This window comes from Marinactinospora rubrisoli (assembly GCF_042664915.1).
Classification (GTDB): domain Bacteria; phylum Actinomycetota; class Actinomycetes; order Streptosporangiales; family Streptosporangiaceae; genus Marinitenerispora; species Marinitenerispora rubrisoli.
On record NZ_JBHTBH010000022.1, the window covers coordinates 1 to 21,982 of the forward strand.

The 21,982-nt window shown below is 72.7% G+C and carries 24 protein-coding genes; 6 read left to right on the forward strand and 18 right to left on the reverse strand.

Annotated features, from left to right (window positions below):
* The 6 genes from ACFQRF_RS27185 to ACFQRF_RS27210 all read right to left on the reverse strand — a co-directional run.
* A partial coding sequence (locus ACFQRF_RS27185; RefSeq protein WP_379874275.1) for a biotin carboxylase N-terminal domain-containing protein occupies positions 1 to 277 on the reverse strand: 277 nt, incomplete at its 3' end.
* A 128-nt stretch (positions 278 to 405) separates the two neighbouring features.
* A complete protein-coding gene (locus tag ACFQRF_RS27190) occupies positions 406 to 1,092 on the reverse strand; it encodes an HAD family hydrolase (RefSeq protein ID WP_379874277.1) in 687 nt (228 codons plus the stop codon).
* Between the two features lie 88 nt (positions 1,093 to 1,180).
* Positions 1,181 to 2,167, reverse strand: coding sequence for an AfsA-related hotdog domain-containing protein (locus ACFQRF_RS27195; protein WP_379874279.1), 987 nt, complete (start codon positions 2,165 to 2,167; stop codon positions 1,181 to 1,183).
* A gap of 70 nt (positions 2,168 to 2,237) precedes the next feature.
* A complete protein-coding gene (locus ACFQRF_RS27200) occupies positions 2,238 to 3,395 on the reverse strand; it encodes a beta-ketoacyl synthase N-terminal-like domain-containing protein (RefSeq protein WP_379874281.1) in 1,158 nt (385 codons plus the stop codon).
* Between the two features lie 286 nt (positions 3,396 to 3,681).
* Positions 3,682 to 4,908: a beta-ketoacyl-[acyl-carrier-protein] synthase family protein gene (locus ACFQRF_RS27205; protein ID WP_379874282.1), complete on the reverse strand. Its 1,227-nt coding sequence runs from the start codon at positions 4,906 to 4,908 to the stop codon at positions 3,682 to 3,684.
* Positions 4,901 to 5,191 (reverse strand): acyl carrier protein, encoded by a 291-nt coding sequence (locus ACFQRF_RS27210; protein WP_379874284.1) that lies wholly within the window; start codon positions 5,189 to 5,191, stop codon positions 4,901 to 4,903. The genes ACFQRF_RS27205 and ACFQRF_RS27210 overlap by 8 nt, the downstream gene beginning before the upstream one ends.
* A gap of 284 nt (positions 5,192 to 5,475) precedes the next feature.
* Here ACFQRF_RS27210 and ACFQRF_RS27215 point away from each other — a divergent pair, with 284 nt between their 5' ends.
* The 3 genes from ACFQRF_RS27215 to ACFQRF_RS27225 all read left to right on the forward strand — a co-directional run bounded on the left by ACFQRF_RS27215 (position 5,476) and on the right by ACFQRF_RS27225 (position 8,272).
* Entirely contained in the window at positions 5,476 to 6,516 is a 1,041-nt protein-coding gene (locus ACFQRF_RS27215; protein ID WP_379874285.1) for a ketoacyl-ACP synthase III family protein, read from the forward strand.
* Between the two features lie 295 nt (positions 6,517 to 6,811).
* Positions 6,812 to 7,516, forward strand: coding sequence for a 3-oxoacyl-ACP reductase FabG (fabG, locus tag ACFQRF_RS27220; RefSeq protein ID WP_379874287.1), 705 nt, complete (start codon positions 6,812 to 6,814; stop codon positions 7,514 to 7,516).
* A 216-nt stretch (positions 7,517 to 7,732) separates the two neighbouring features.
* Complete coding sequence (locus ACFQRF_RS27225) at positions 7,733 to 8,272, forward strand: hypothetical protein (RefSeq protein ID WP_379874288.1); 540 nt, start codon at positions 7,733 to 7,735, stop codon at positions 8,270 to 8,272.
* Positions 8,273 to 8,368: 96 nt separating this feature from the next.
* On the opposite strand, the gene ACFQRF_RS27230 is transcribed toward ACFQRF_RS27225, so the two are convergent.
* The 5 genes from ACFQRF_RS27230 to ACFQRF_RS27250 form a co-directional block, all read right to left on the reverse strand.
* Positions 8,369 to 9,034 (reverse strand): response regulator, encoded by a 666-nt coding sequence (locus ACFQRF_RS27230; RefSeq protein WP_379874290.1) that lies wholly within the window; start codon positions 9,032 to 9,034, stop codon positions 8,369 to 8,371.
* Between the two features lie 39 nt (positions 9,035 to 9,073).
* Positions 9,074 to 10,246: a sensor histidine kinase gene (locus ACFQRF_RS27235; RefSeq protein WP_379874291.1), complete on the reverse strand. Its 1,173-nt coding sequence runs from the start codon at positions 10,244 to 10,246 to the stop codon at positions 9,074 to 9,076.
* 315 nt (positions 10,247 to 10,561) lie between these two features.
* Complete coding sequence (locus ACFQRF_RS27240) at positions 10,562 to 11,599, reverse strand: aldo/keto reductase (RefSeq protein ID WP_379874293.1); 1,038 nt, start codon at positions 11,597 to 11,599, stop codon at positions 10,562 to 10,564.
* A 19-nt stretch (positions 11,600 to 11,618) separates the two neighbouring features.
* Positions 11,619 to 13,271, reverse strand: coding sequence for an FAD-dependent monooxygenase (locus tag ACFQRF_RS27245; protein WP_379874294.1), 1,653 nt, complete (start codon positions 13,269 to 13,271; stop codon positions 11,619 to 11,621).
* 286 nt (positions 13,272 to 13,557) lie between these two features.
* Positions 13,558 to 14,010, reverse strand: a complete 453-nt coding sequence (locus ACFQRF_RS27250; protein ID WP_379874296.1) for a MarR family winged helix-turn-helix transcriptional regulator — start codon at positions 14,008 to 14,010, stop codon at positions 13,558 to 13,560.
* A gap of 283 nt (positions 14,011 to 14,293) precedes the next feature.
* Here ACFQRF_RS27250 and ACFQRF_RS27255 point away from each other — a divergent pair, with 283 nt between their 5' ends.
* Together ACFQRF_RS27255 and ACFQRF_RS27260 are read left to right on the forward strand one after the other, a co-directional pair.
* Positions 14,294 to 15,871, forward strand: a complete 1,578-nt coding sequence (locus tag ACFQRF_RS27255; RefSeq protein WP_379874297.1) for an MFS transporter — start codon at positions 14,294 to 14,296, stop codon at positions 15,869 to 15,871.
* 81 nt (positions 15,872 to 15,952) lie between these two features.
* The gene (locus tag ACFQRF_RS27260; protein WP_379874299.1) at positions 15,953 to 16,738 is read left to right on the forward strand and encodes an AfsR/SARP family transcriptional regulator; all 786 of its coding nucleotides are present in this window, start codon (positions 15,953 to 15,955) and stop codon (positions 16,736 to 16,738) included.
* A gap of 78 nt (positions 16,739 to 16,816) precedes the next feature.
* On the opposite strand, the gene ACFQRF_RS27265 is transcribed toward ACFQRF_RS27260, so the two are convergent.
* The 3 genes from ACFQRF_RS27265 to ACFQRF_RS27275 are packed head-to-tail and all read right to left on the reverse strand — an operon-like array spanning position 16,817 to position 18,060.
* A complete protein-coding gene (locus tag ACFQRF_RS27265) occupies positions 16,817 to 17,008 on the reverse strand; it encodes a DUF397 domain-containing protein (protein ID WP_379874300.1) in 192 nt (63 codons plus the stop codon).
* A 51-nt stretch (positions 17,009 to 17,059) separates the two neighbouring features.
* Positions 17,060 to 17,251 carry a DUF397 domain-containing protein gene (locus ACFQRF_RS27270; protein WP_379874302.1) on the reverse strand — a complete coding sequence of 64 codons (192 nt, stop codon included), beginning with the start codon at positions 17,249 to 17,251 and terminating at the stop codon, positions 17,060 to 17,062.
* Positions 17,248 to 18,060 carry a helix-turn-helix domain-containing protein gene (locus ACFQRF_RS27275; protein ID WP_379874304.1) on the reverse strand — a complete coding sequence of 271 codons (813 nt, stop codon included), beginning with the start codon at positions 18,058 to 18,060 and terminating at the stop codon, positions 17,248 to 17,250. The genes ACFQRF_RS27270 and ACFQRF_RS27275 overlap by 4 nt, the downstream gene beginning before the upstream one ends.
* A gap of 111 nt (positions 18,061 to 18,171) precedes the next feature.
* On the opposite strand from ACFQRF_RS27275, the gene ACFQRF_RS27280 reads away from it, so the two are divergent.
* Complete coding sequence (locus tag ACFQRF_RS27280; protein ID WP_379874305.1) at positions 18,172 to 18,477, forward strand: hypothetical protein; 306 nt, start codon at positions 18,172 to 18,174, stop codon at positions 18,475 to 18,477.
* Between the two features lie 75 nt (positions 18,478 to 18,552).
* Here ACFQRF_RS27280 and ACFQRF_RS27285 read toward each other — a convergent pair whose 3' ends face one another.
* The 4 genes from ACFQRF_RS27285 to ACFQRF_RS27300 form a co-directional block, all read right to left on the reverse strand.
* The gene (locus tag ACFQRF_RS27285; protein WP_379874307.1) at positions 18,553 to 18,759 is read right to left on the reverse strand and encodes an acyl-CoA carboxylase subunit epsilon; all 207 of its coding nucleotides are present in this window, start codon (positions 18,757 to 18,759) and stop codon (positions 18,553 to 18,555) included.
* 20 nt (positions 18,760 to 18,779) lie between these two features.
* On the reverse strand, positions 18,780 to 20,324 hold the full coding sequence (locus tag ACFQRF_RS27290) for an acyl-CoA carboxylase subunit beta (protein ID WP_379874324.1): 1,545 nt from the start codon (positions 20,322 to 20,324) through the stop codon (positions 18,780 to 18,782).
* Positions 20,325 to 20,578: 254 nt separating this feature from the next.
* Positions 20,579 to 21,058, reverse strand: a complete 480-nt coding sequence (locus ACFQRF_RS27295) for an inorganic diphosphatase (protein WP_379874308.1) — start codon at positions 21,056 to 21,058, stop codon at positions 20,579 to 20,581.
* Positions 21,059 to 21,240: 182 nt separating this feature from the next.
* Positions 21,241 to 21,861 (reverse strand): helix-turn-helix transcriptional regulator, encoded by a 621-nt coding sequence (locus ACFQRF_RS27300; RefSeq protein WP_379874310.1) that lies wholly within the window; start codon positions 21,859 to 21,861, stop codon positions 21,241 to 21,243.
* Between the last annotated feature and the right edge of the window lie 121 nt (positions 21,862 to 21,982).

Here is a 21,982-nt window from a genome sequence, read left to right on the forward strand (position 1 = left end):
CTTGGGCGAAGTCGGCGTTTTCGGCGAGGAAGCCGTAGCCGGGGTGGACGGCGTCGGCGCCTGTCTGTTCGGCGATGGTGAGGATCTTGTCGATGTTGAGGTAGGAGTCGGCGGGGGTGTGGCCGCCTAGGGCGTGGGCTTCGTCGGCGACCTTGACGTGCAGCGCGTCCAGGTCCGGCTCAGCGTAGACGGCCACACTTTCGATCCCGGCGTCCCGGCACGCCCGGGCGACGCGGACCGCGATCTCCCCGCGGTTGGCGATGAGCACCTTGCGCACGATCGCTTCACACCTTTCGCACTTCGTCTCGCGTGTCTGAGCGGCCGGCCCCCACGGGGCCCGGTGCCGTGCGGTCCCGGCGGCCGGGGGACCGCACGGCGGATCGGGGCTCCGGCGGTGCGCCGGGGTCAGAGCGCCAGAGTTCCGGCCAGTCGGCGCCAGCCGTGCTTCTCGGCCTCGGCCACCAGGTCGGCGTTGTCGCCGACCACCACCGGGTGGCCGACGAGCCGGAGCAGCTCCAGATCCGAGGTGTGGTCGCCGTAGGCGTGGCAGTCCGCCGCCGGCACGCCCCACTCTTCGATGAGTTCGCGGGCCGACCCGGCCTTGGCGTCGCCGATCATGGTGCGCAGCACCTCGCCGGTGTAGACGCCGTCGCGCACCTCCAGCCGCGTGCACAGCGTGACGTCGGCCCCGACGTAGCGGGCGATCGGGTCCAGGCAGGCGGAGAACGAGCCGGAGACGAGCACGGTGGTCAGCCCGGCGGCGGTGTGCTCGCGCAGCGCGGCGAGGACGTCCTCGTTGAAGACCCCGCCCTGCGCCATGTGGTGCTCGAACCACGCCGCGCCGTGCTTGGCGACCTCGGCCTCGGCGTAACCGGTGAACCGGCGGTAGAACAGCCGGTTGCCCTGCTGGCGCGGCATGCCCGGGCGCAGCAGCGAACGGGCGTCCGCCCGGAGCCGCTCCTGCTCCTCCGGGCTGTGGCCGACCGCGTCCAGGAAGTAGTCGTAGAAGTCGAACATGCTCTTGAAGGTGATCAGGGTCTCGTCGACGTCGAAGAAGGCGGCCGCGGTGCGGGATGCCGGAGTGCTGGGCACGGGAGTCTCCACGGGGATCGATCAGGCGGAACGGCACGGGACGGGAGGGGCCTGCGCGCGGACCGGAGCGTCCGGGCGCTCGGGCGGCTCACCCGAGTACGACGGTGACCTCGGCCACGACCTCGCCCTGCTGGACGGCGGTCATCCGGTGACCGCCGGCGGGGGCGCCCGCGGGCGCGGCGCCGGCCGTGAGCTCGACGGGGGCGTCGAGTTCGGCGAACTTGCGGAACTCCCCGTCCAGCCGGACGACCCGGTCCGGCCCGGCGTCCTCGGCGAGCAGCAGCGCGCACTGGCGGGCCGCCTCGCTGAACACCATGGCGGGCACGTGGTCGTAGGGGTGGTCGTACATGCTCCGGTTGCGGAAACTGCGCGGGCTCAGCCGGGCCGCCAGCCCCTCGTCGGAGCGCCGCACGCCGTCCAGCACCACGTTCACCGGGTCGCGGCGCCCGGCCTCCGCGGGCGGCAGCGGCGTGCCCGCGGGCTCGGCGGGCAGCGTGAAGGCGGTCGGCACCGGGCCGCCGCGCTGCATGGCGCGCAGCCGGTGGTACTGGTCGGTCGGGGTGGCGCTCACGTCCATGGCGATCCGGCCGAGCGGACGGTCGTCCAGCTCCAGACCCATCTCGAAGACCAGCCGGCGCAGCCGCCCGCCGCGCACCCGGCGGCCGGTGACGTCGCCGTCGATGCGCAGCCGGCCGGGCCGCTCGCCGTGCGCCAGCGCGCCCGGGTCGGTCAGCTCGACCGACCACGAGGTCACCATGAACGTGGTGGCGGTGGGCACCTCCTGGTGCACGTGCGCGGCGTGCGTGACGGCCTGCCGCGAACTCTCCAGCACCAGCAGCGTGTCGTACCACCTCGGGTGCTCCAGGTGGTCGCCGAAGTAGGCGTGGCTCGGCGGGAGCTGGGCGGCGGAAGTGAAGCGGGTCTCGTCGACGCGGCGGCTGTCGGTGAGGAACACCTCCGACAGCGCCCAGCGGTGCACCAGCCCGCGCGGGACGGTGCGGTCGTAGCCCAGCGCCGGCGGCTGTTCGGCCGCGGGCGCCGCCTCCGTGACCGGCGGCGAGGTGAGGGTGGTCAAGTCTGCCTCCAGGGTGAGATTCGGGCGCCGCTGGGGCGCGGGGTGGCTGAGGTGTGGTCCAGGACAGGGCTCAGTCGCCCGGCTCCGCGTCGGTGGCGCGCCGCACGATCAGGCAGCCGACCTGTCCGTCGGGGCCGAGCGCGGTGACGACACCCACTCCGGCGCCGTCGGTGGCGGCGCCGTCCCGCCACCAGGCCAGCAGTGCCGCCAGGTGCAGGGCGGCGCCGGCGCTGTGCGTCTCGCCGAGCACCGACTGCGCCGTCAGGCGGCGCGGCCCCTCGGCGCCGAACACCCGGCGCAGCGCCTGCTCCTCCGCGGCCGACCAGCCCCGCCGGCCGGCCGCGCCGGGCACGACCACCGCGACGTCCGCGGCGGACACCGCCGCCACGGCCAGCGCGTCTTGGACGCACTCGGTCAGGCGACGGCCCACGGCCGCCGCGCCCTGCGACGGGTCGGCGAACCGGAGTTCGCACGCCAGCAGGTGCCCGAGCGGAGCGCGGTTCCGCCGGGCGGCGCCGCCGCGTTCCAGGACGAAGACGGCGCTGCCCTCGCCCAGGGCGACGCCGGGCCCCAGGGCGCCGGTCCGGTACCAGGCCCACGCCGACTGCGCGCTGAGCTCCTCCACACCACCGGCGAGCAGCCGGTCGGCGTGCCCGGCGAGCAGCGCGTTACGGGCGAACCGCAGCGCCGACAGCCCGGCGACCGGACCGCCGGACAGCGTCGAGTTGACGCCGGTCAGCCCGTAGCGGATGGCGCTCTGCCCGGCGGGCGAGTTCATCAGGGTGCCGGGGAAGTGCGACGGGTTCACCATGTAGGGGCGGTCCTGCACGAAGGTGTCCCGGGTGAACTCCGCGAGGCGGCGCACGCTGCCGGCGCCGGTGCCCAGCACGATCCCGGTCCGCCCGCGCGCCTCGTCGTCGAGCGGGCCGGCCGTCGCGGTGAGGTCGGTGAGCGCCGTCCCGCAGACGGCCATGGCGAGCTGGTCGGACCGGGTGAGCCGGCTCAGTCCCTTGCGGCCCAGGCGCTCCTGCGGGCGGAAGTCCGTGACCGGGCGCACCGGCATCGGCGGGAACGGCTCTCCGCCGGGGCCGTCCGGCGCGTCCGGCCCGCTGGGGAGGGATCCGGCGGACGCGTCCGGCGCGGCGAGCGCTGCGGCCAGCGGGTCCAGCCCGCTGCCCGCCGGGCTGAGGACGCCGCAGCCGACGATGTCCAGCACGGCAGCGGTCATTTGGACTCCTCCGTGGCTGCCCCCGCCGTCAGGCCGGGAAGGAAACGGGCTCCCGCGGAGCGGGACGGGAAGCGGTGATTCGCGCCGAGGCCGACCGGGCGTCGGTTCCCGCCTCGCGCAGGCGGCCGTGCTCCTCGTGGGGTCGCGAGGGCCGGGCGGCGAGCACGAAGCCGACCGGAACTCCCGCCGGGCGGGAGCACCATCACCCCCGGGGCGCCGGGGTTCGACCGATGGCGGACGCGCCGGGCCCGGAACGCGGACACGGCCGCGTTCGGTGCGTGCGAAGTCAAGGGGCCACCTCTCCGAAGACGGTGATGGCGTTGTTGCCACCGAAGGCGAATCCGTGGTTCTGCACCACGCGGGGCCGCTCGGCGCGGGAGGTGACCGGGACGCAGTCCAGGCCGGCACCGAGCGCGGGGTCCACCTCCCGCACGGTGGCGCTGGGCGGCAGGAAGCCGTCGTGGATGGCCAGGCAGCTGATCAGCGCCCCGAATCCGGCGGCGGCGCCCATCGTGTGGCCGAGCATCGACTTGATCGAGCTGACCGGCGGCAGCCGGTCGCCGAAGACCTCGCGGAGCGCCGCGACCTCGGTGCGGTCGTTGGCGGGTGTCCCGGTGCCGTGGGCGCACACGTAGTCGACCTCGCGGGGCTTGATGCCGGCGTTGCGGTGCGCGCGGCGGACGCACTCGGCGATCGAGGCGGCGTCGGGGTTCGTCATGTGCCGCGCGTCGCAGGTCATGCCGTAGCCGAGCACCTCGGCGTAGATCCGCGCCCCGCGTTCCCGCGCCGCGTCCAGCGGCTCCAGGACGAGCGCGACGCCGCCCTCCGCGGTGACGATGCCGTCGCGGTGCGCGTCGAACGGCCGAGGGACGTCCGCGGCGAGGGCGCCGAGCCGGTGGAATCCGGCGTGCGTGGCCCGGTTGGAGGCGTCGGCGCCGCCGCACACCATCAGGTCGGCGGCGCCGGAGCGCACCTGGTCGTAGCCGTAGCCGATGGCGTAGTTGCTCGCGGCGCACGCCGTCCCGATGGTCTGGGCCTCGCCGGTCAGCCCGAGTTCGACGTTGGCCGCGGCGGCGATCCGCCCGGCGTCGGCCTGGGCGACCGTGCCGGGGTCGAGGGCGGCCAGACCGTCCTCGACCCACTGCTCGGCGAGCCGGCCGAGCACGGCCGACTCCCCGTTGGTCGTGCCGAAGCTGCTGCCGGCGCGGGCCGCCGCAAGGGTCTCGGCGGCCATCCCGGAGTCGGCGACCGCGAGGCGGGCGGCCGTGGCGGCGAACTGCGCGCTGCGGCCCCAGTGCCGCGGGTCGACCCGGTGCAGGTGGTCCTCGGGGCGGAAGTCGCGCACCTCGCCGGCGAGCGTGCGCTCGAACCCGGTGGAGTCGAACTGCGCGATCGGCCCGATCCCGCTGCGGCCGGCGCGGATCGCCTCGGCGACGGCGGCGGCGCCGACGCCGAGGCTGCTCACCGCTCCGAGGCCGGTGACCACGACGCGACGGGGGAGCGGCTCAGACACGCGTGGCCTCCGCGGAACCGTGCCGGCCCACCAGCTCGTAAGCGGTGGCCAGGTCGTCCAGGTCGACCAGTTCGTCCTGCGGAATGGAGATGCCCAGGTCGCGCTCGAACCGGGAGAACATCTCGATGCTCATCAGGGAATCGGCCTCGAAGTCGTCGGCGAAGCTGCTGTTCTCGCTCAGCTCGGCGGCGTCGACTTCCAGGACGTCGGCGATGATGGCGCGCACCTTCTCGCGAAGTTCCGCGGAAACAGTGAACTCGGTGGATTCCGTCGACTCAGCCATTTCTGGCCCCCTTTTTCGCCATACCGGTCGGTCGGTTCGCGGCTTTTTCGGTATTTCGCCCGCTTTCGCCACGTTGGAAATCCAACTCCGTCAACGGCCGTGCCGACAAGGCCATCCAAAGTGACATGGCCAGTGCCCCCGAAGAGGGATTAAAAGTGCAGGTCGCGGCTTCCATACTGCTGCCAGGACGTTTCCACCGCGCCATTCACGTGCTCCGTCACGCGACGCCGCACGCCGAGGCGGTCGTCCGGCCACGACCCCACGACACACGAGGAGGGGCTGCTGTGAGACTCGACCACCCGGTGGGCGTCGCGGCCGCCGCGCTGTGGCTTCCCGACCGCCGCTCCACCGCCGAGAACGCGGGCGCGGACGGACGGCCCGCCGCCGGCGCGATCCGGGACCTCGCCCATCCGTCGCTGCCCGACGCCGGGGAGGTGTCCGCGCCGGACATGGCGGTGCGCGCGGCCGAGGAGGCACTGCGCGCGGCGGGCGTGCGCGGCGACCGGCTCGGCGTGCTGTGCCACGCCTGGATGTACTACCAGGGCCACGACCTGTGGTCCCCGCCGCACTACATCGCCCGCCGGCTGGGCGCAAACGACGCGCTGCCGGTGGGGATCCAGCAGGTGTGCAACGGCGGCGCCACCGCCGTCGAACTCACCGCGGCGCGCCTGGCGGCCGAGCCGGAACGCGGGTACGGGCTCGTCACCACCGCGGACCGGTTCGTCGCCCCCGGGTTCGACCGCTGGACCGCCGACTACGGCGTCGCCTACGGCGACGGCGGGACGGCCGTCCTGCTCCGGACACCGGCCGACGGAAACGACCCGCTGCTGTTGCGGGCGGTCAGCACCGTGGCCAGCCCCGAACTGGAGGAGATGCACCGCGGAGCCGACCCGTTCGCGGGTGCGGCCCGCACCCACCGTCCGCGCGTCGACATGCGGGCCACCAAGCGCGCCTACCTGCGCAGCCATGGCAGGGAGGGGTTCGCCGCCACCAACGAGCGGTGCGTGCGCGCGGTGGTCGCCGGGGCACTGCGCGACGCGGGCCTGCAGCCCGACGACAAGCGCATCCGCTGCGCGGTGCTGCCCCGGTTCGGCCGCAAGACCCTGCGCGATTCGTGGCTGCCCGTGCTGACCGAGCTGGTCGACACCGAACTTCTCGACTGGGGCCGCGACACCGGGCACCTGGGCGCCGGCGACGCGATCGCCGGCCTGGCCGGACTGATGCGGCACGACGTCCTGGCGCCCGGAGAGTTCGCGCTGGTCTTCAGCGCGGGCGCCGGATTCACCTGGTCCTGCCTGGTCGTCCAGGCCCCCGCACTGGACTGAACCCGACGACCAGGAGCGGCGAGCCACCGAACGTCCGGAGCCGTCGACGCCCGAGCCGAAGGCCCCGCGTGTCGGCGGTGGAGGGGAGTGAGGTGGTGAGCGCGATGGGGTGCGTAGCGGCGAGCCACCGAACGTCCGGAGCCGTCGATGCCGAATGCCGGAAGCCGTACCGGCCCTTCCCCGGCGCCGCGGCACCGGGCCCGCAGACCGAGCGCCCCGGGGCCGCCCGAGGCGCTCGACCGGTCCGCCGCTCTGCGAGGCGGCGGACCGGCCCGACCATCGAAGGAGAGTGCACATGTCGCGTTCCGTTTTCGTCACCGGCGGCAACCGCGGGCTCGGCCTGGCCGTGGCCAGGGCGCTGGCCGCGGACGGCGACCGGGTGGCGGTCGGGTACCGCACCGGCGAGCCGCCCGACGGCCTGTTCGGCGTGCGCTGCGAGGTGACCGACCCCGACTCCGTGGCCGAGGCGTTCGAGCAGGTGGAGAAGGAGCAGGGACCCGTCGAGGTGCTGGTGGCCAACGCCGGGATCACCCGGGACACCCTGATGCTCCGGATGGACGACGCGACCTTCGACGAGGTACTGGAGACCAACCTCAAGGGGACCTTCCGCACCGTGCGGACGGCCGCGAGCGCCATGCTGGCCGCCCGCCGCGGCCGTATCGTGCTGCTCTCCTCGGCGCTCGGCTACCTGGGGTCGCCCGGCCAGACCAATTACGCCGCTTCCAAGACCGCGCTGCTGGGGCTGGCGCGCTCGCTGGCCTGGGAGCTGGGGGCGCGCGGCGTGACCGTGAACCTCGTCGCGCCGGGCATCATCGAGACCGACATGACCAAAGTGCTGTCCGAGCGCCGGATGACGGCGCTGATGAAGATGACTCCGCTCGGCCGGCCGGGAACGCCGGACGAGGTGGCCGCCGCCGTGCGGTTCCTCGCCAGCGACTCGGCCGGCTACATCACCGGGGCCGTGCTCCCGGTCGGCGGCGGCATCGGCATGGGGATCTGACCGGTCCCGCGACGGGCGGGGCGCGGCACCGCGCGGCATCACCGGAACGGAGCCGGCGCGCCGCCCCACCACCGCGAACTCACCAGGAGGCTGCACCATGGCAGGACACGCGCATCGCCCGGCCCTGCGCGCCGCGCCGGACCCGCCGCGGCGGGCCGCCGTCCTCGGACCCCGGACTCCGCCCCGGCCCGGCCGCGGCGGAGCCCGGCACCGTGGATGATCACGAGCGGGCCGGCGTGCCGGATCGCCGCCTGGCCGGTGATGGCGGACGCGGCCTGGGCGGTCCGCCATCCCCCGCTGTCCCGGCGCGACATGGAGGTCCTGGACCTGTGGGACGTCGTGGCGGAGCGGGCGCCGCGCGGGTGCGTCACGGTGCCGTCGGCGGCCGGGATCGACCCCCGCTGCCTGACCGGGCTCCCCGATCGGCTGGTGTGCCGGAAGGCGCGGCGGCTTCGCGTGGTGGAGCGGGTGCTCTCGGCGGCCTGGCTGGCGTCGCAGGGTGTGGTGGCGGTTCGCGCCGACGAACCGGACGGCTACCAGCACTCCGCCGCGCTGGTCCTGCGCCATCCCGACGCCGACCGGCTGCACCGGTTGCTGTGCGCCCGCAGGTTCGACGCGGTGTTCGGCCATGGGCGACCGGGCGCGCTGCTGGCCGCGCCCTGCCCCGTCCACGTCGCCTACCAGGACGTCTGGGACGGGTTCACCGCGCTGCGTGACGCCGCCGTCATGCTCCCGGGCCGGCCGGGCGGGGGCTGAGCGGACGCCGGAACCCGGCCGCCGAGACGCGCCCGTGGCGGGCGGCGCGTCTCGGCGGCCGGGTTCCGTGGAACCGGGGGCACGGGTTCGGGGGTTTCATGAGGTGACCGCGCGCCTCGCCCGGGGAACCACGATCGGGGAGGCGATCAGCCCCGAGGCGACCGCGATGTTGGCCGCCTCGACCCGCGACTGAGCCCCGAGTTTGTCGAAGATGTTGCGCATGTGCCGCTTCACGGTGCCCTCGGTGATGTCCAGCTTCCGGGCGATCTGGTAGTTGCTCAGCCCTCGCGCCGCGAGCTCGATGACCTGGACCTCCCGTGGGGACAGCGGCCCCTTCGCCGGCGCCTCGGACAGCATCTCGGGCGACAACGACAGCGTGACGGTGCTGGCCGGGCTGGACGCCTCTCGCACGGCGGAGGCCAGTGCACCGGCGGTGACCGACTTGTGCAGGTAGCCGCGGATGCCGAGCGGCAGCAGCTCCTTGGCCAGGCGGGCGTCGTCGTACATGGTGAGCACGAGCACCTGGGTGGCGGGGGCGACGCGCCGGAAGCGCTGCAGGGTGGTGGGCGGGTGGTCGTTGCCGGGCATCTGGATGTCGAGCAGCACCACGTCGGGCTGGTGCTCGGCGGCGCGGCGCACCGCCTCGGAGGCGTCGCCGGCGACGGCGACCACCTGGAAGTCCTTCTCCATGTGCAGCAGTTCGGTGAGGGCGTTTCGTAAGAGCGTGTGGTCGTCGGCGATCAGGATGCGGATGCTGGGCATGTTCTCCTGCTTGTTTCGTCGGCGGCTGGCGGACACGTTTCAGTCGGCGACTCGTTCGCTGAGTTCGGTGGCGGGATCGGTGGGCAGTGCGGCGGCCCCGTGCTCGGTCAGCGGCACCCACAGCCACAGCCGGGTGCCGCTGCCGGGGGCGCTGGTGAGCGCGTACTCGCCGTTGAGGGCGGTGACGCGCTCCCGCATGGTGTGCAGGCCGCCGTGGGAACGCGCGGGCGACGGAAGCCGGAAGCCGTGGCCGTCGTCGGCGGCCTGGGCGTCGACCCGGTTCGGCGTGATCCGGACGTCCACGGTGATCTGCGACGGCGAGGCGTGCGCGAAGGAGTTACGCAGGAACTCGCGCAGCACCAGGAAGAGTTCGCTGCGGTGCCGCGCGGGGAGCCAGTTCTCGTCGCCGCTCACCTCGATGCGCACCGGGATGCCGTGCAGGTTGAGCACCTCCGCGTCCTGGCGCAACGAGGTGCGCAATCCCCGGATGAGCCCCTCGGGGCCCAGGCCGGCGACGAGGCGCTGGGTGAACCCCACCACCTCGCGCAGCGACTCCTCCAACGCGGTGATCCGGTCGTCGGTGCTCCGGCCCGCGGCGGCGTCGGCGCGGTAGAGCTGCAGGTGGCAGAAGGCGAGGGCGAGGCTGCTGCCGATGCGGTCGTGGATCTCGCCGGCGAGGCGGCTGTGCCGGTGGGCGTTGGCCTCCTCGACCTGGCGGAGCAGGTGGGCGTCGTAGCTGAGGGCCGCGGACTGCGCGCGGGCCGCGGTGGCGCGGTTCAGGGCCGCGGCGGCGTGGGAGAGCAGCAGGACGCGGTCCTCGCCGGGAAAGGCGGCGACGAGTTCGCCGAGCCGCTCCAGTGTCAGGTCGGTCAGGATCTCCAGGGCGCGCAGCACGTCGAGCAGCCGGGCCCGCGCGAGTAGCGGGTGTGGGCCGGTGGACTCGGGCGGTGCGTGACCCCACGCCGCCGGAAGGGCGCGGCGGGGCGTCCTGGCGTGGTCGGCCGGTTCGGCCGCGCGCAGCGTGCGGGCGCAGTCCCGCAGGATCAGCCGGGCGTGGTCACGCGTCGCCGGCCACTGCGCGGCGACGGTGCCGAGCGGATTGGCGTTCTCCGAGAGTGCGGAGAGATAGCGGTCGAGTAGTGCCGGAATCGACGCTTCCAAATCGGCGCCGAGCAGGTGTAAGTAACGGCTGGATTCCCCCGATGCCCCCATGGAGAGCCTCCGTAATGCGATCTCGATATTCGAACCCACATATGCGTTCCGGAGTGCTTTCCGCGCCTGTTCCACCGATGTCGAAGGGACGACCTTAACAGTGTGATCTTGGTGGAAGAAGAGGCGGATTTTCCATCATGCGGAAGGTATATTAGCAGCAAATTGGGACATGCCGGAGAAAAGGGGTGGCCGTATCCGGCCAGGGGTGGAAATTAATCGCCAGTTAACGTAACCTGTGGATTTGGTTTGACGCGCCGAATGGGCCCTGAGGTGCGCATCACACCCAGGGCCCATTCACCGGGAATCGGTCTTCTGCTAGTAGCGCGTTCCCACCGCCACGGGAGCGTTTCGCAGTTCGGCGAGATCCTCCCGGGTGAGTTCCACCTCGGCCGCCGCCACGTTCTCCCGCAGATACGCTGGCCGCTTCGTCCCTGGAATCGGGATCACGTGCCCGCCCTGGGCCAGCACCCAGGCCAGCGCGGCCTGCGCCGGGGTCGCCGCGTGCCGCTGCGCGACGGACCGCAGCACCTCCACGATGCGCCGGTTGGCGGCGCGGGCCGCCGCGGTGAACCGCGGGTTGACCGAGCGCATGTCCCCCGCCTCGAAGGACGTCTCCTCGGTGATCGCGCCGGTGAGGAAACCGCGCCCCAGCGGCGAGAAGGGCACGAACACGGCGCCGTGCGCCGCGCACCATCCCACGACGTCGCCGCTCTCCCCGGACACCCCGCCACCCGCCGGAGCGGGCGGGCCGCCCGGCGCCGGCTCGGCGGCCACGGGCGCGGGCTCGCCGAGCGGCGTCCGGGTCCACAGTGACAGTTCCGACTGGATCGCCGCCACCGGGTGCACGGCGTGCGCCCGTTCCGCCTCGGCCACCGAGACCTCCGACAGGCCCAGGTGGCGGACCTTGCCCTCGGCGACGAGGTCCGCCATGGCCGCCCAGGTCTCCTCCAGCGGCACGTGCGGGTCCACCCGGTGCAGGTAGTAAAGGTCGATGACGTCGGTCTGCAGCCGGCGCAGGCTGGCCTCCACCGCGCGGCGCACCCGGGCCGGCGAGGCGTCCCGGCGCATCGTCTTGGTGCGCAGGTCCTCGACCACCAGGCCGACCTTGGTCGCGAGGACGACCTCGTCGCGCAGGCCGTGCAGCGCCCGCCCCACGAGGGACTCGTTGTGACCGTCACCGTAGACGTCCGCGGTGTCCACGAACGTCACGCCCAGGTCCACCGCCTCGCGGATCAGGGCCACCGACCGGGCGTCGTCGCGCTGCGACTCCGAGTACGCCCAGCTCATGCCCATGCAGCCCAGCCCGATGGCGCCCACGTCCTGGCCGGAGGGGGCGAACACACGTGTTCTCATCGCTGTCCTGACTTCACTTTCACTCGTCGGTGCGGACCTGCCCTCCCCGTGCGCCGGCGGAGGCCGCCAGCGGGGCCAGCAGGGGTTCGGGGCGGAGCCGCAGCCGCTCCAGCACGGCGGGCAGCTCCGCGGCGCGGTCGGCGGGCACCGTGGCGAGCAGGTGCCCGTCCGGCCGCACGACCGCGATGACCGGGGCGCCTCCGAGCGCGGCGGCGAGCGGCGCGTGTGCGGCGGTCACCTCCAGCACCGGAGTCTCAGAACGAGCCGCGGCGGCACGGACCTGCCGCACCACGCCGTCCCAGTCCGGCGGCGTCCGGCGGCCGTGCCAGAGCAGCGCCGTGAACGAGTCCGCCGCCACCTCCGGCCAGCCTGCCGTCGCGGTGCCGGTCACCGAGCGCCCGGCCGGCTCCGGGGCGCCGCCGGCGAGCGCCGGCAGCACGGGCAGCCGCGCGCCGGGCACCGCGGTGCCGCGCCGCCTGGCGGACCCGGTGGCGGCCTCGTCGGCCGCCGGGTAGCGCACGGTGGTCTGCGCGAGCAGGGGAGCGATGGCGCGCTGCACCACGCCGGTGGCGACCGCCGTCCGGAAGACGGTGTCGCGCAGCGCGATCTGCGCGGGCTTGCGGAAGAACCCCCACCGGGTCTGCCGGGCGGTGGACAGCGCCACCGCGTGCGCCGCGGCGGTGCGCTCCCGCTCGTAACCGTCCAGGGCCGCCTCCGGCAGCGTTTTGCGCATGACCCCGCCGAGTCGCCAGCCGAGGTTGACCGCGTCCTGCAGGCCGGTGTTCATGCCCTGCGCGCCGGCCGGGCTCATGATGTGCGCGGAGTCGCCGGCCAGCAGGCAGCGGCCGACCCGGAACCGCTCGGCGATCCGGGCGTGCACCCGGAAGGTCGTGCTGAAACGCAGCTCGCCCAGGACGTTGCGGCCGGGGGCGCGCTGGTCGATGATCGACTGGAAGAACTCGCGGGACGGCGGGGTGTCGTCCTTGGGGTGCGGCACGCTGACCGCGACCCGGCTGACGTCGGCGCCGAGCGGCCCCAGAGCCAGGCTGCCGTGCTCGGTGTAGCAGTAGCTCACCACGTTCATCGGCATGTCGCCGGTGACCTCGGCGTCGGTGATGGCGAAACTGACGTCCAGCTGCTCGCCGGTGAAGGAGATGCCGAGCAGCTTGCGCACCGTGCTGTGCGAGCCGTCGGCACCCACCAGCCACGGCGGCCGGATCTCCTCGGTCGTGCCGTCGGGCCCCTCCAGGACGACGGCCGGCCGCGGGGCGTCGGTCTCGCTGATGGCGGTCAGCCGGGTGCCGCGCTCGATCTTGCCGCCCAGTTCGGTCAGGCGCTCCTCGATGAGCTCTTCGGTGGTGCTCTGCGCGATGCCGACCGCGAACGGGTAGGGGGTGTCGCGCAGCCGGGTCATCCAGGCCGTGCCCAGCGAGCGCCCGTTGGAGAAGTAGCTGACCCCCTCGACGCGGTGGCCGCTCTGCACCAGCCTCTCGGCCACGTCGGTGCGGTGCATGAGTTCGAGCAGCCGGGGCCAGACGATGGTGGCGCGTGAGTGCGCCGAGTGCGCGCGCGCCGCGTCGATCAGCCGGACGGGAACGCCCTGCTGGAGAAGGTCGCAGGCCAGCAGCATGCCCACCGGACCCGCTCCCACGATCACTACCGGGTCGTCCATGACACACACCTCCCGCCCGTCGCCGGGACGGGCCGTCGTCGGATTCGGAGCTACCGCGATACCTCGGCGACCACCGGTGCAGGGCGCCGGCCGCGCGTTCCGGCGCCGCCGCCTTCGCGGCGCCGCACGGCGTGAACGCTAACCAAGTCGGGGCGCCGGGTGAGAGAGCGTTCTTCCGAAGAGGGGGGTGGATGCCTCCAAAGCGGCAGTGAGGTGCTCGGTAGTGCTATTCCGCGCGCCGGTGCTGCGGCCTAGCGTCATCAGGGTGCTCGAAGCAGGGGACGGATCAGCGCTCCGCCGCCAGCGTGTCGGTGGCGCGCTGCAGCAGCCGCCGCAGGAGGCTCTCCTCCTCCGGCGTGAAGGCGGCGGACAGCCGCGCCTCCACCGCGAGGGCGGCGGCGTCGGCCTTGCGCAGGAGGGCGTGCCCGGACCTGGTCAGCCTGGTGACCATGACCTGGGCGTGCACCTCCGAGGGGCGGCGTTCGACGAGCTTCTTGGACTCCAGCGTGGACAGGAGGGACGCCATGCTCTGCGGGGTCACATAGCAGACCCGCGCGAGCTGTGCCCCGGAGCAGCCCGGGGCGATGGAGAGCGCGTACATCACGGCGTACTGCGGCACGGAGAGCCCGAACGGCCGCAGGGCGTCGGCCTTCTCCGCCATCAGGGCCTGCTCCGCCCGTTTGACGAACGTTCCCAGGCGGGTCTCCACCGCCTCGGCGATGCGCTCCTCGGGACCCATTCGGATCTCCTCTCCGACATACGCTCCGCAGCCGCTCGGATCTTTCCCGCTCCGCAGCCGCTCGAGCCTTTCCCGCTCTGCAGCCGCTCGGGCTGGTCCCCGCTCTGCAGCCGCTCGGGCTGATACCCGCAACGTGACCAAAGTATCAGGACCCTGATGCCAGGTAGAACCCTGGTGGTCAGGGTGCGGCCTTGACGCATCCGTCCCGCCTCTGCTTCGCTGACGGCACGAGCATCAGACTTCTTATTCTCATCAGGCTTCTGCCTCTCAAGGGGGTACTGGAATGACGACCAACGCAGCGGCACCCGGGCGCCGCCGCAGGCCGGCGCTCACGCTGCTGGTGGTGTGCGCCGCCATCACGCTGGTGCCGGTCACCGCCACGGGCGCCTCCGTCGCCGTCACCGACATCAGCGGCGAGCTGCGGACCGGCCTGTCCTCCGCCCAATGGGTGGTCAACGCCTTCTTCCTCACCTTCGCCAGCTTCATGGCGATCACCGGTTCACTGGCCGACATGTTCGGCCGGCGGCGGATGTTCGCGGCCGGCGTCGCCCTGTTCTGCGCCGCCATGCTCGTCGCGACCTTCGCCCCGCACATCTCCGTGCTGGTCGGCGCCCGGGTGCTGGCCGGCATCGGCGCCGCTGCCGCCACCACCGGCGGCAGCGCCGTGCTGGCGCAGACCTTCGAGGGAGCGGCCCGCGTCCGCGCGTTCGCGTTCTTCGGCACCGCCATCGGCCTCGGCCTGGCCTTCGGGCCGCTGATCGCCGGTGTCCTGGTCACCTCGCTCGGCGGCTGGCGCGGCTTCTTCCTCGCCGCCGCCGTCGTGCTGATCCCCGCTCTGTGCGCGGCACCGCTGCTCGTGGAGTCCCGGGACCCCGACCCCGCCGGCGTCGACTGGGCCGGCGCCGTCACCTTCACCGTGGGCCTCTCGCTGTTCGTCCTGGGCATGGTGCAGAGCGCCGAGCTGGGCTGGGGGCACCCGCTCGTCATCGGGGCGTTCGCCGCCTTCGCCGTGCTGATGGCGGTGTTCACCGTGGTGGAGCGGCGCCGCGCCCGCCCGATGTTCGACGTCTCGCTGTTCGCCCAGCCCCGCTTCCTGGCCATCTGCGCGATGCCGGTGCTGCTGGCCTTCGGCTTCGTCGCGCTGCTCATCGTGCTGCCGCCGTACTTCATGGCGGTCGACGGGGTCAGCGCCCAGTACGCGGGCCTGCTGCTCGTCCTGCTCACCGGGCCCACGCTCGTGGTGCCGTCCCTCATCGGGTCGATCGCCGGCCGCCTCTCCCAGCGGCTGCTGCTCGTGGTGACCATGCTGCTGGTCGCGGTCGGCGCGGCATGGCTCACCGTCATCGAGCCCGGTACCGGCATCCTCGTGCTCGCCGGCCCGATGCTCACCATCGGCACCGGGTTCGGTATCTCGCTGGCCATCCTCGACGGCGCCGCCGTCTCCTCGGTCGAACCGGCCCGGGCCGGCATGGCCGCCGGCATGTTCAACACCATGCGGCTCACCGGCGAGGCCGTCTCCATCGCCCTGCTCGGCGCGCTGCTCGCGGCCGTCACCCAGTCGCGGCTGGCCGAGGCCATGGGCTCCGGTGCGCAGGCCGCGACCGCGCGGCTGCTTCAGGGCGACATGCCGGGTGCCGTCGCCGCGGCGGAGACGGGCGCGTCGGCCGACGCCCTCGTCCAGGCGGCGGGAGCCGCCTACACCGACGCGCTGCACGTCGGGTTGTGGGCCATCGCGGTGCTGTCGCTGCTGGGCGCCATCGCCGTCGGCGCGCTCATGGGCGGCCGCCCGGCGGACCGGGCGGACACCGGCACCACCGGCGACGCCACCGCGGGGGAGCGGGAGTCTGCACTGGTGGACTGAGCCACGCGCACACCCGAGGCGGTCCGGCCGGCCGCCTCGGGACGGCCGTTTCCGGGGACGTCACTGGGAGGGGGACACGAGGTGCCGACCACGATCCGGTTCTCCGTACTGGGAGCGCCACAGCTGACCGTCGACGGGGTGCCGCACCCGCCCCGCGGCCCGAAGCTGAGCCGGGTGCTGGCGCTGCTGCTGTTCCGCCGCGACCAGCTCGTTGAAGTCGAGGCGCTCGTCGACGAGCTGTGGGGCGACCGCCCGCCGCGCCGCGCGGTCAGCACCGTGCGCACGCACATCTATCACCTGCGCAAGTTCCTGGAGCACAGCGCCGGCCGGGACGCCGGAGACCTGCTCGCCACCCGGCCGCAGGGCTACCTGCTGCGTCTGGGGCCGGACCGGCTCGACGCCGACGTCTTCGCCCGGCTGGTGGAGTCCGGCCGGACCCTCTTGGCACACGGCCGCCCGGCCGAGGCCGCCCGGGCCGGCCGCGTCGCCCTGGACATGTGGCGGGGCCGGCCCCTGGGGAACACGGCCGTCGGCACGCTGCTGCGCGGCCACGTGCACCGGCTGGAGGAGCTGCGGATCCAGGCGCTGGAACAGCGCGTCGAGGCCGACATGCGGCTCGGCCGCCACCGCGAACTGGTGCCGGAACTGCGCGGCCTGGTGGCCGCGTACCCGCTCAACGAGTGGTTCCACGCCCGGCTGATCGAGGCGCTGCAACGTTCCGGCCGCCGCGCGGACGCGCTGCGGGCGTTCGGCGAGCTCAGCACGGTGCTTTCCACCGAACTGGGGCTGCGGCCGTCGGGGGAGGTGCGGGAGCTGTACCGGAGCATCCGGGAGGGCGAGCCGGTGCGTGCCCTGGACGCTGTCTGAGGCCGTTGCGGATCGCCGGTCCGAAGCCGAAGAAGGGGAGAGACCTCCGCCGGTGAGCGGAGGTCTCGAAGGGGCCTGTTACAGGTGGTCCGCCTTCACCTCGCGTAGGAAGGTCGCCCATTCCGTGGGGTGGAAGGTGAGGTGTCCTTGTTCGGGGTGTTTGGAGTCTCGCATGCCGATCGATGCGGCCAGGGTGGCCACCTCCACGCAGTCTCCGCCATCGGCGTTGCTGTAGCTGCTCTTGTTCCAGGTCGAGGAATCGTCGTCCATGCAAGCCTTCCCTTCATACGGGTCGAGGTTCTACAGAGAGCCGGAGAGGTGCTACAGGTGGCTCGACTTCACATCGCGCAGGAAGGCCGCCCATTCTGAGCGGGCGAAGGTGAGGTGTCCTTGTTCGGGGTGTTTGGAGTCTCGCACGCCGATCGATGCCGCCAGGTCGGCCACCTCCACGCAGTCTCCGCCGTTTGCGTTGCTGTAGCTGCTCTTGCGCCAGGCAGCGTTGTTGTCGCTCATTGGAACTCGTCCATCGCCTTCTCGATCAGCGCGCGCGACTCCCCTGGGCGAAGGGCCACGGCGCGTAGTTCGCCGTAGACCCTGACGCACTCCTGAAGTAGCTCGCGGTTTTCCACGTACATGCCGGATACTGCGTGTTCCACGTAAAGGACATCATTCCCGTTCGTGTCCTGCAACAGCCGGAACGGCCCGGAAAGACCGGGATGGTGCGTGGTCGCGAACGGAATGATCTGGATGACCACCCGCGAATCTGCGGACACCTCCAGCAGGCGTCCGAGTTGATCACGCATGGTCTGATGTCCTCCGACAGGCCGACGAATCACCATCTCGTCCAGCACCACGAGATGGTAGGGCGGCCGGTCTTTCCGGAAGATGCTCTTCCGATCCATGCGCGCCTCCACGATGCCGTCAATCTCGACATCGGTGTCGGCCGGTCGCCCACTGCGCACCACAGCCCGCGCGTAGTCCTCGGTCTGCAGCAGTCCTGGCACTAGCACGGGGTGGTACTCGCGAATCTCGGTGGCCGTCTTTTCCAAGCTCGCGACGTCGCGAAACCAGTCGGGGACGTCGTGGCTCCTGCTGATAGCGTCCCACATCAGTGTCAGCGCGCCGCCGGTAGAAAGCACCTGGTCGATTCGTTCCACATGTTCCGGCCTGACCCCGCGGACACCGCGCTCGATCGCACTGATCATGCCGTGGGACACCAGAATCGACTTACCGAGCTGTCCTTGCGAAAGCCCAGCCTGCTTGCGCAACCGCCGGATTTCGCGGCCCAGCCGAGCCCACTGAGGGCGGACCATATCGCTCATAACTCAAGATCATTGAACGATGTCGAAACTTCTCGCAACCGGTTTCGCCAATAATCCCCACTCGCGTTGAAACTCTGGATGGCTCTGGCCGTGTTGAGGCACTTTCGATTCATGACCGAAGCGATCTCACCGCCCAAGAAAGCGGCTCGCAGCCTCATGCACTGGCTGCACACCCACGGTGTCACGCCCCTCCCCGGTCCCGTCACCTGGGCGGTGACCGCCATCAAGGGGAGCAGCAGGCACACCGTCGTGCTTCGCGCCGACCCCGACGGCCTGCACTGGTATCACGAATGGGAGCCGTTGCGCACCGAGGAGGACCCCGACTTCGAACGCGCCTGCCCCGCCGGTGATGAGAAGGACCTGGCACGCCGCATCGCCAACGTGCTGGCGGTCAAAGGTCCGAAGACGGTGGCCTGAAGAACCGGCGCGAGAACCGGCGAAGCACGCCGTTCCGGGAGCGGAGGGGGCTCCCGGAACGGCCGAGCGGTCGGCTCAGGTGCCGCCCGACCACGCGGCGGGCGGGCGGTAGCGGGGCGGTCGCGTCCAGGTGGGTGCCGGCGCCGGGCTCGGTGGATCGGTGGCGGTCCGGTGGACGGCGGCCAGGACGGTCACCAGAGCGGCCAGCTCGGCCGCAGTGGGCCGGCCGCGCAGTACCCGCAGGGCCAGGCCCCGGGGGTCGGCGGAGGTGTGCTCGACCATGGCGTCTCTGTCGCCCTCTCTCACATCGGCGGGTTGCCGTGCTTGCGGTACGGGGTGCTGGAGCGCTTGCGGCGCAGCGCGGCGAGCGAGCGGGCGAGGACGGCGCGGGTTCCGGCCGGGTCGATCACGTCGTCCACCAGGCCGCGCTCCGCCGCGTAGTAGGGGTGCATGAGCTCCTCGCGGTACTGGCCGACGAGCTCGGCGCGTCGGGCCTCGGGGTCGGGCGCGGCGGCGATCTCGCGGCGGAACACCACGTTGGCGGCGCCCTCGGCCCCCATCACCGCGATCTCGTTGCTCGGCCAGGCGAACGACAGGTCGGCGCCGATGGAGCGGGAGTCCATGACGATGTAGGCGCCGCCGTACGCCTTGCGCAGGATCACCTGGATCCGCGGCACGGTGGCCGAGCAGTAGGCGTACAGCAGCTTCGCACCGTGCCGGATGATGCCGCGGTGCTCCTGGTCGGCGCCGGGCAGGAAGCCGGGGACGTCGACCAGTGTGACGAGCGGGATGTTGAAGGCGTCGCAGGTGGCGACGAACCGGGCGCCCTTCTCCGAGGCGTCGATGTCCAGCACGCCGGCCGTGACCATCGGCTGGTTGGCGACCAGGCCGACCACCTGGCCGTCGATCCGGGCGAGCGCGCAGACGAGGTTGCGCGCCCAGTGCGCGTGCACCTCCAGGTACTCGCCGTCGTCGACGACCTCCTCGATGACGGTGCGCATGTCGTAGGGGCGGGCCGGGTCGGCGGGGACCAGGTCCAGCAGCCGGTCGGTGCGCCGGTCGGCGGGGTCGCCCGCTGGCGCGGCCGGCGGCGTCTCCTGGTTGTTGGCCGGCAGGAAGGACAGCAGGTAGCGGACCTCCTCCAGGCAGCTCGCCTCGTCGTCGTGGGCGAACGCCGCCACCCCGCTGTCCCGCGAGTGCACCCGGGCGCCGCCGAGGTCGTCGTGGCTGATGTGCTCGCCGGTGACCGCCTGCACGACGTCGGGACCGGTGACGAACATTTGTGAGGTGCCGTTCACCATGAACACGAAGTCGGTGAGCGCGGGGGAGTAGGCGGCGCCACCGGCGCACGGGCCGAGCATGACGCTGATCTGGGGGATCACCCCCGAGGCGCGCACGTTGCGGGTGAAGATGCCGCCGTAGCCGGCGAGCGCGGTGACCCCCTCCTGGATGCGCGCGCCGGCGCCGTCGTTCAGGCTGATCAGCGGCGCGCCCGCCGACTCGGCCATGTCCATGATCTTGTGGATCTTCGCCGCGTGCGCCTCGCCGAGCGCGCCGCCGAAGATCCGGAAGTCGTGGGCGTAGACGAAGACGGTGCGGCCGTCCACGGTGCCCCACCCGGTGATCACCCCGTCGGTGTGCGGCCGCCGCGCCTCCAGCCCGAACCCGGTGGCGCGGTGCCGGCGCAGCCCCTCGACCTCGACGAAGGAACCCGGGTCGAGCAGCAGGTCGATGCGCTCGCGGGCCGTCAGCTTGCCGCGGGCGTGCTGCTGCGCGGTGGCGCGCTCGCCGGGCCCGTCCAGGACGCCGTCCTTGAGCTCCTGGAGTTCGACCGTCCGCTCCAGCATGGTCGGCGCGCGCCGGGCGGTGTCGGGGCCGGCGGTATCGACGGCGGGCGAGGGGCGGGTCCCCGCCTCGTGGGCCACGGTCATGAGTGGACTCCTTCACGAAGGCTCGGGTGCGTGCGGCTGTGCCGACGATCCTGCGTCCGCCCGATGAAAGGCACATCAAAACCGCCGCGCAGCGGCCCTAGAAAGCGCTTTCCGTGCCACTAAGTGAGCACCGGGGCATGCCCCCGAAGAGGCATCCGGCCGCCGGTCGGCTAGGTCCCCGCCCGGGCGCGGGCGTCCTCGATGACGGCCTCGGCCTCGCGGCGGCCCTGCCAACCGCGGGCCTCGCCGCTCTTGCCCGGCTCCAGGCTCTTGTAGATGTCGAAGAAGTGGCTGATCTCGTTGACCAGGTACGCCGGAACGTGCTGCAGGTCCCGCAGGTGCTCAGCGCGCGGGTCGCCGGCCGGGGCGCACAGGATCTTGGCGTCCGGCCCCTTCTCGTCGCGCATCCAGAAGACCGCGACCGGCCGTACCCGGATCAGGCACCCCGGGAACGTGGGCTGCTCCAGGACGACGAGCGCGTCGAGCGGATCACCGTCCTCGGCCAGCGTCCCGGGGATGTACCCGTACTCGCCGGGGTACTGCGTCGCGGTGAAGAGCATGCGATCCAGCCGGATACGTCCCAGTTCGAGGTCCATCTCGTACTTGTTCCGGGAGCCCTGGGGGATCTCGACCACCATGTCGAACTCCATGCCCGCTCCTCCTCTCGGGGTCGGGGCCGCGGTGCCGGCACCGGCGGGCGGCGCGCGTCCGCCTCCCCTTCAGTGTGGAACATCGGGCGGCGCTCACGGAGGAGGTGCGGCGCGGCCGGAGAAGTCCGGCCGCCGCCATGAGCGGGCCCAGGTGGGCCCGCCCGCCTCGCGCCGGTCCGGCGTCAATCGTCCGGCCGCCCGTCTCCGGGGGCGGGGCCGGGCTCGGCCGGTGCGGCCGACGGACCACCGTCCGGTGGCTCCGCACCCGGTGCCCGCCCGGCCGTCAGCGGGGAGGAGCGTGCCCACTCGGCCCACTCGGCGAGCGCGTCGTAGAGGCGTACGCCCGCCTCGACGGTGACGCGGATCGACTGGACCTGGGGGCTGTTCCCGAAGTCGCCGCGGTCTTTGGCCGCCGCGTACTCGCGGAACCGCCGGGCGGTCTCGGCGTAGTAGCGGCTCTCCCGTGCCAGGTGGCGGTCCAGCTCCTCGGGACTCAGCAGCCAGAAGAACAGGGACCGGAGCACCGGCTCCAGCCGCATCGTGTGGTCGACCTCGCCCTCGCTCAGCCAGCGGTGCACCTCGGCGCGACCGGCCTCGGTGATGCGGTAGGTCTTGCGCCCGCGCGGGCCGAGACTGTCGACCTCGATGAGCCCGGCCTCGCTCAGCCGGTTCAGCTCCGCGTAGATCTTGGGGTGCTGCGCGGGCCAGATGTGACTGAGCAGTTCCTGGAAGCGGCGGGTCAGGTCGTAACCGCTCGCGGGGCCCTCCGCCAGCAATCCGAGCAGTCCGTGACGCAGCGACATTCCCAGGCTCCTCTTGGCGGTCGGCGGACAACGGCTCCATCTTGACACGTCCATGCCGCGAACCTGAGACTGGTGACATGTCCCCAGGTACATGATCTTGTGGACATGTCGTGTGTACGGT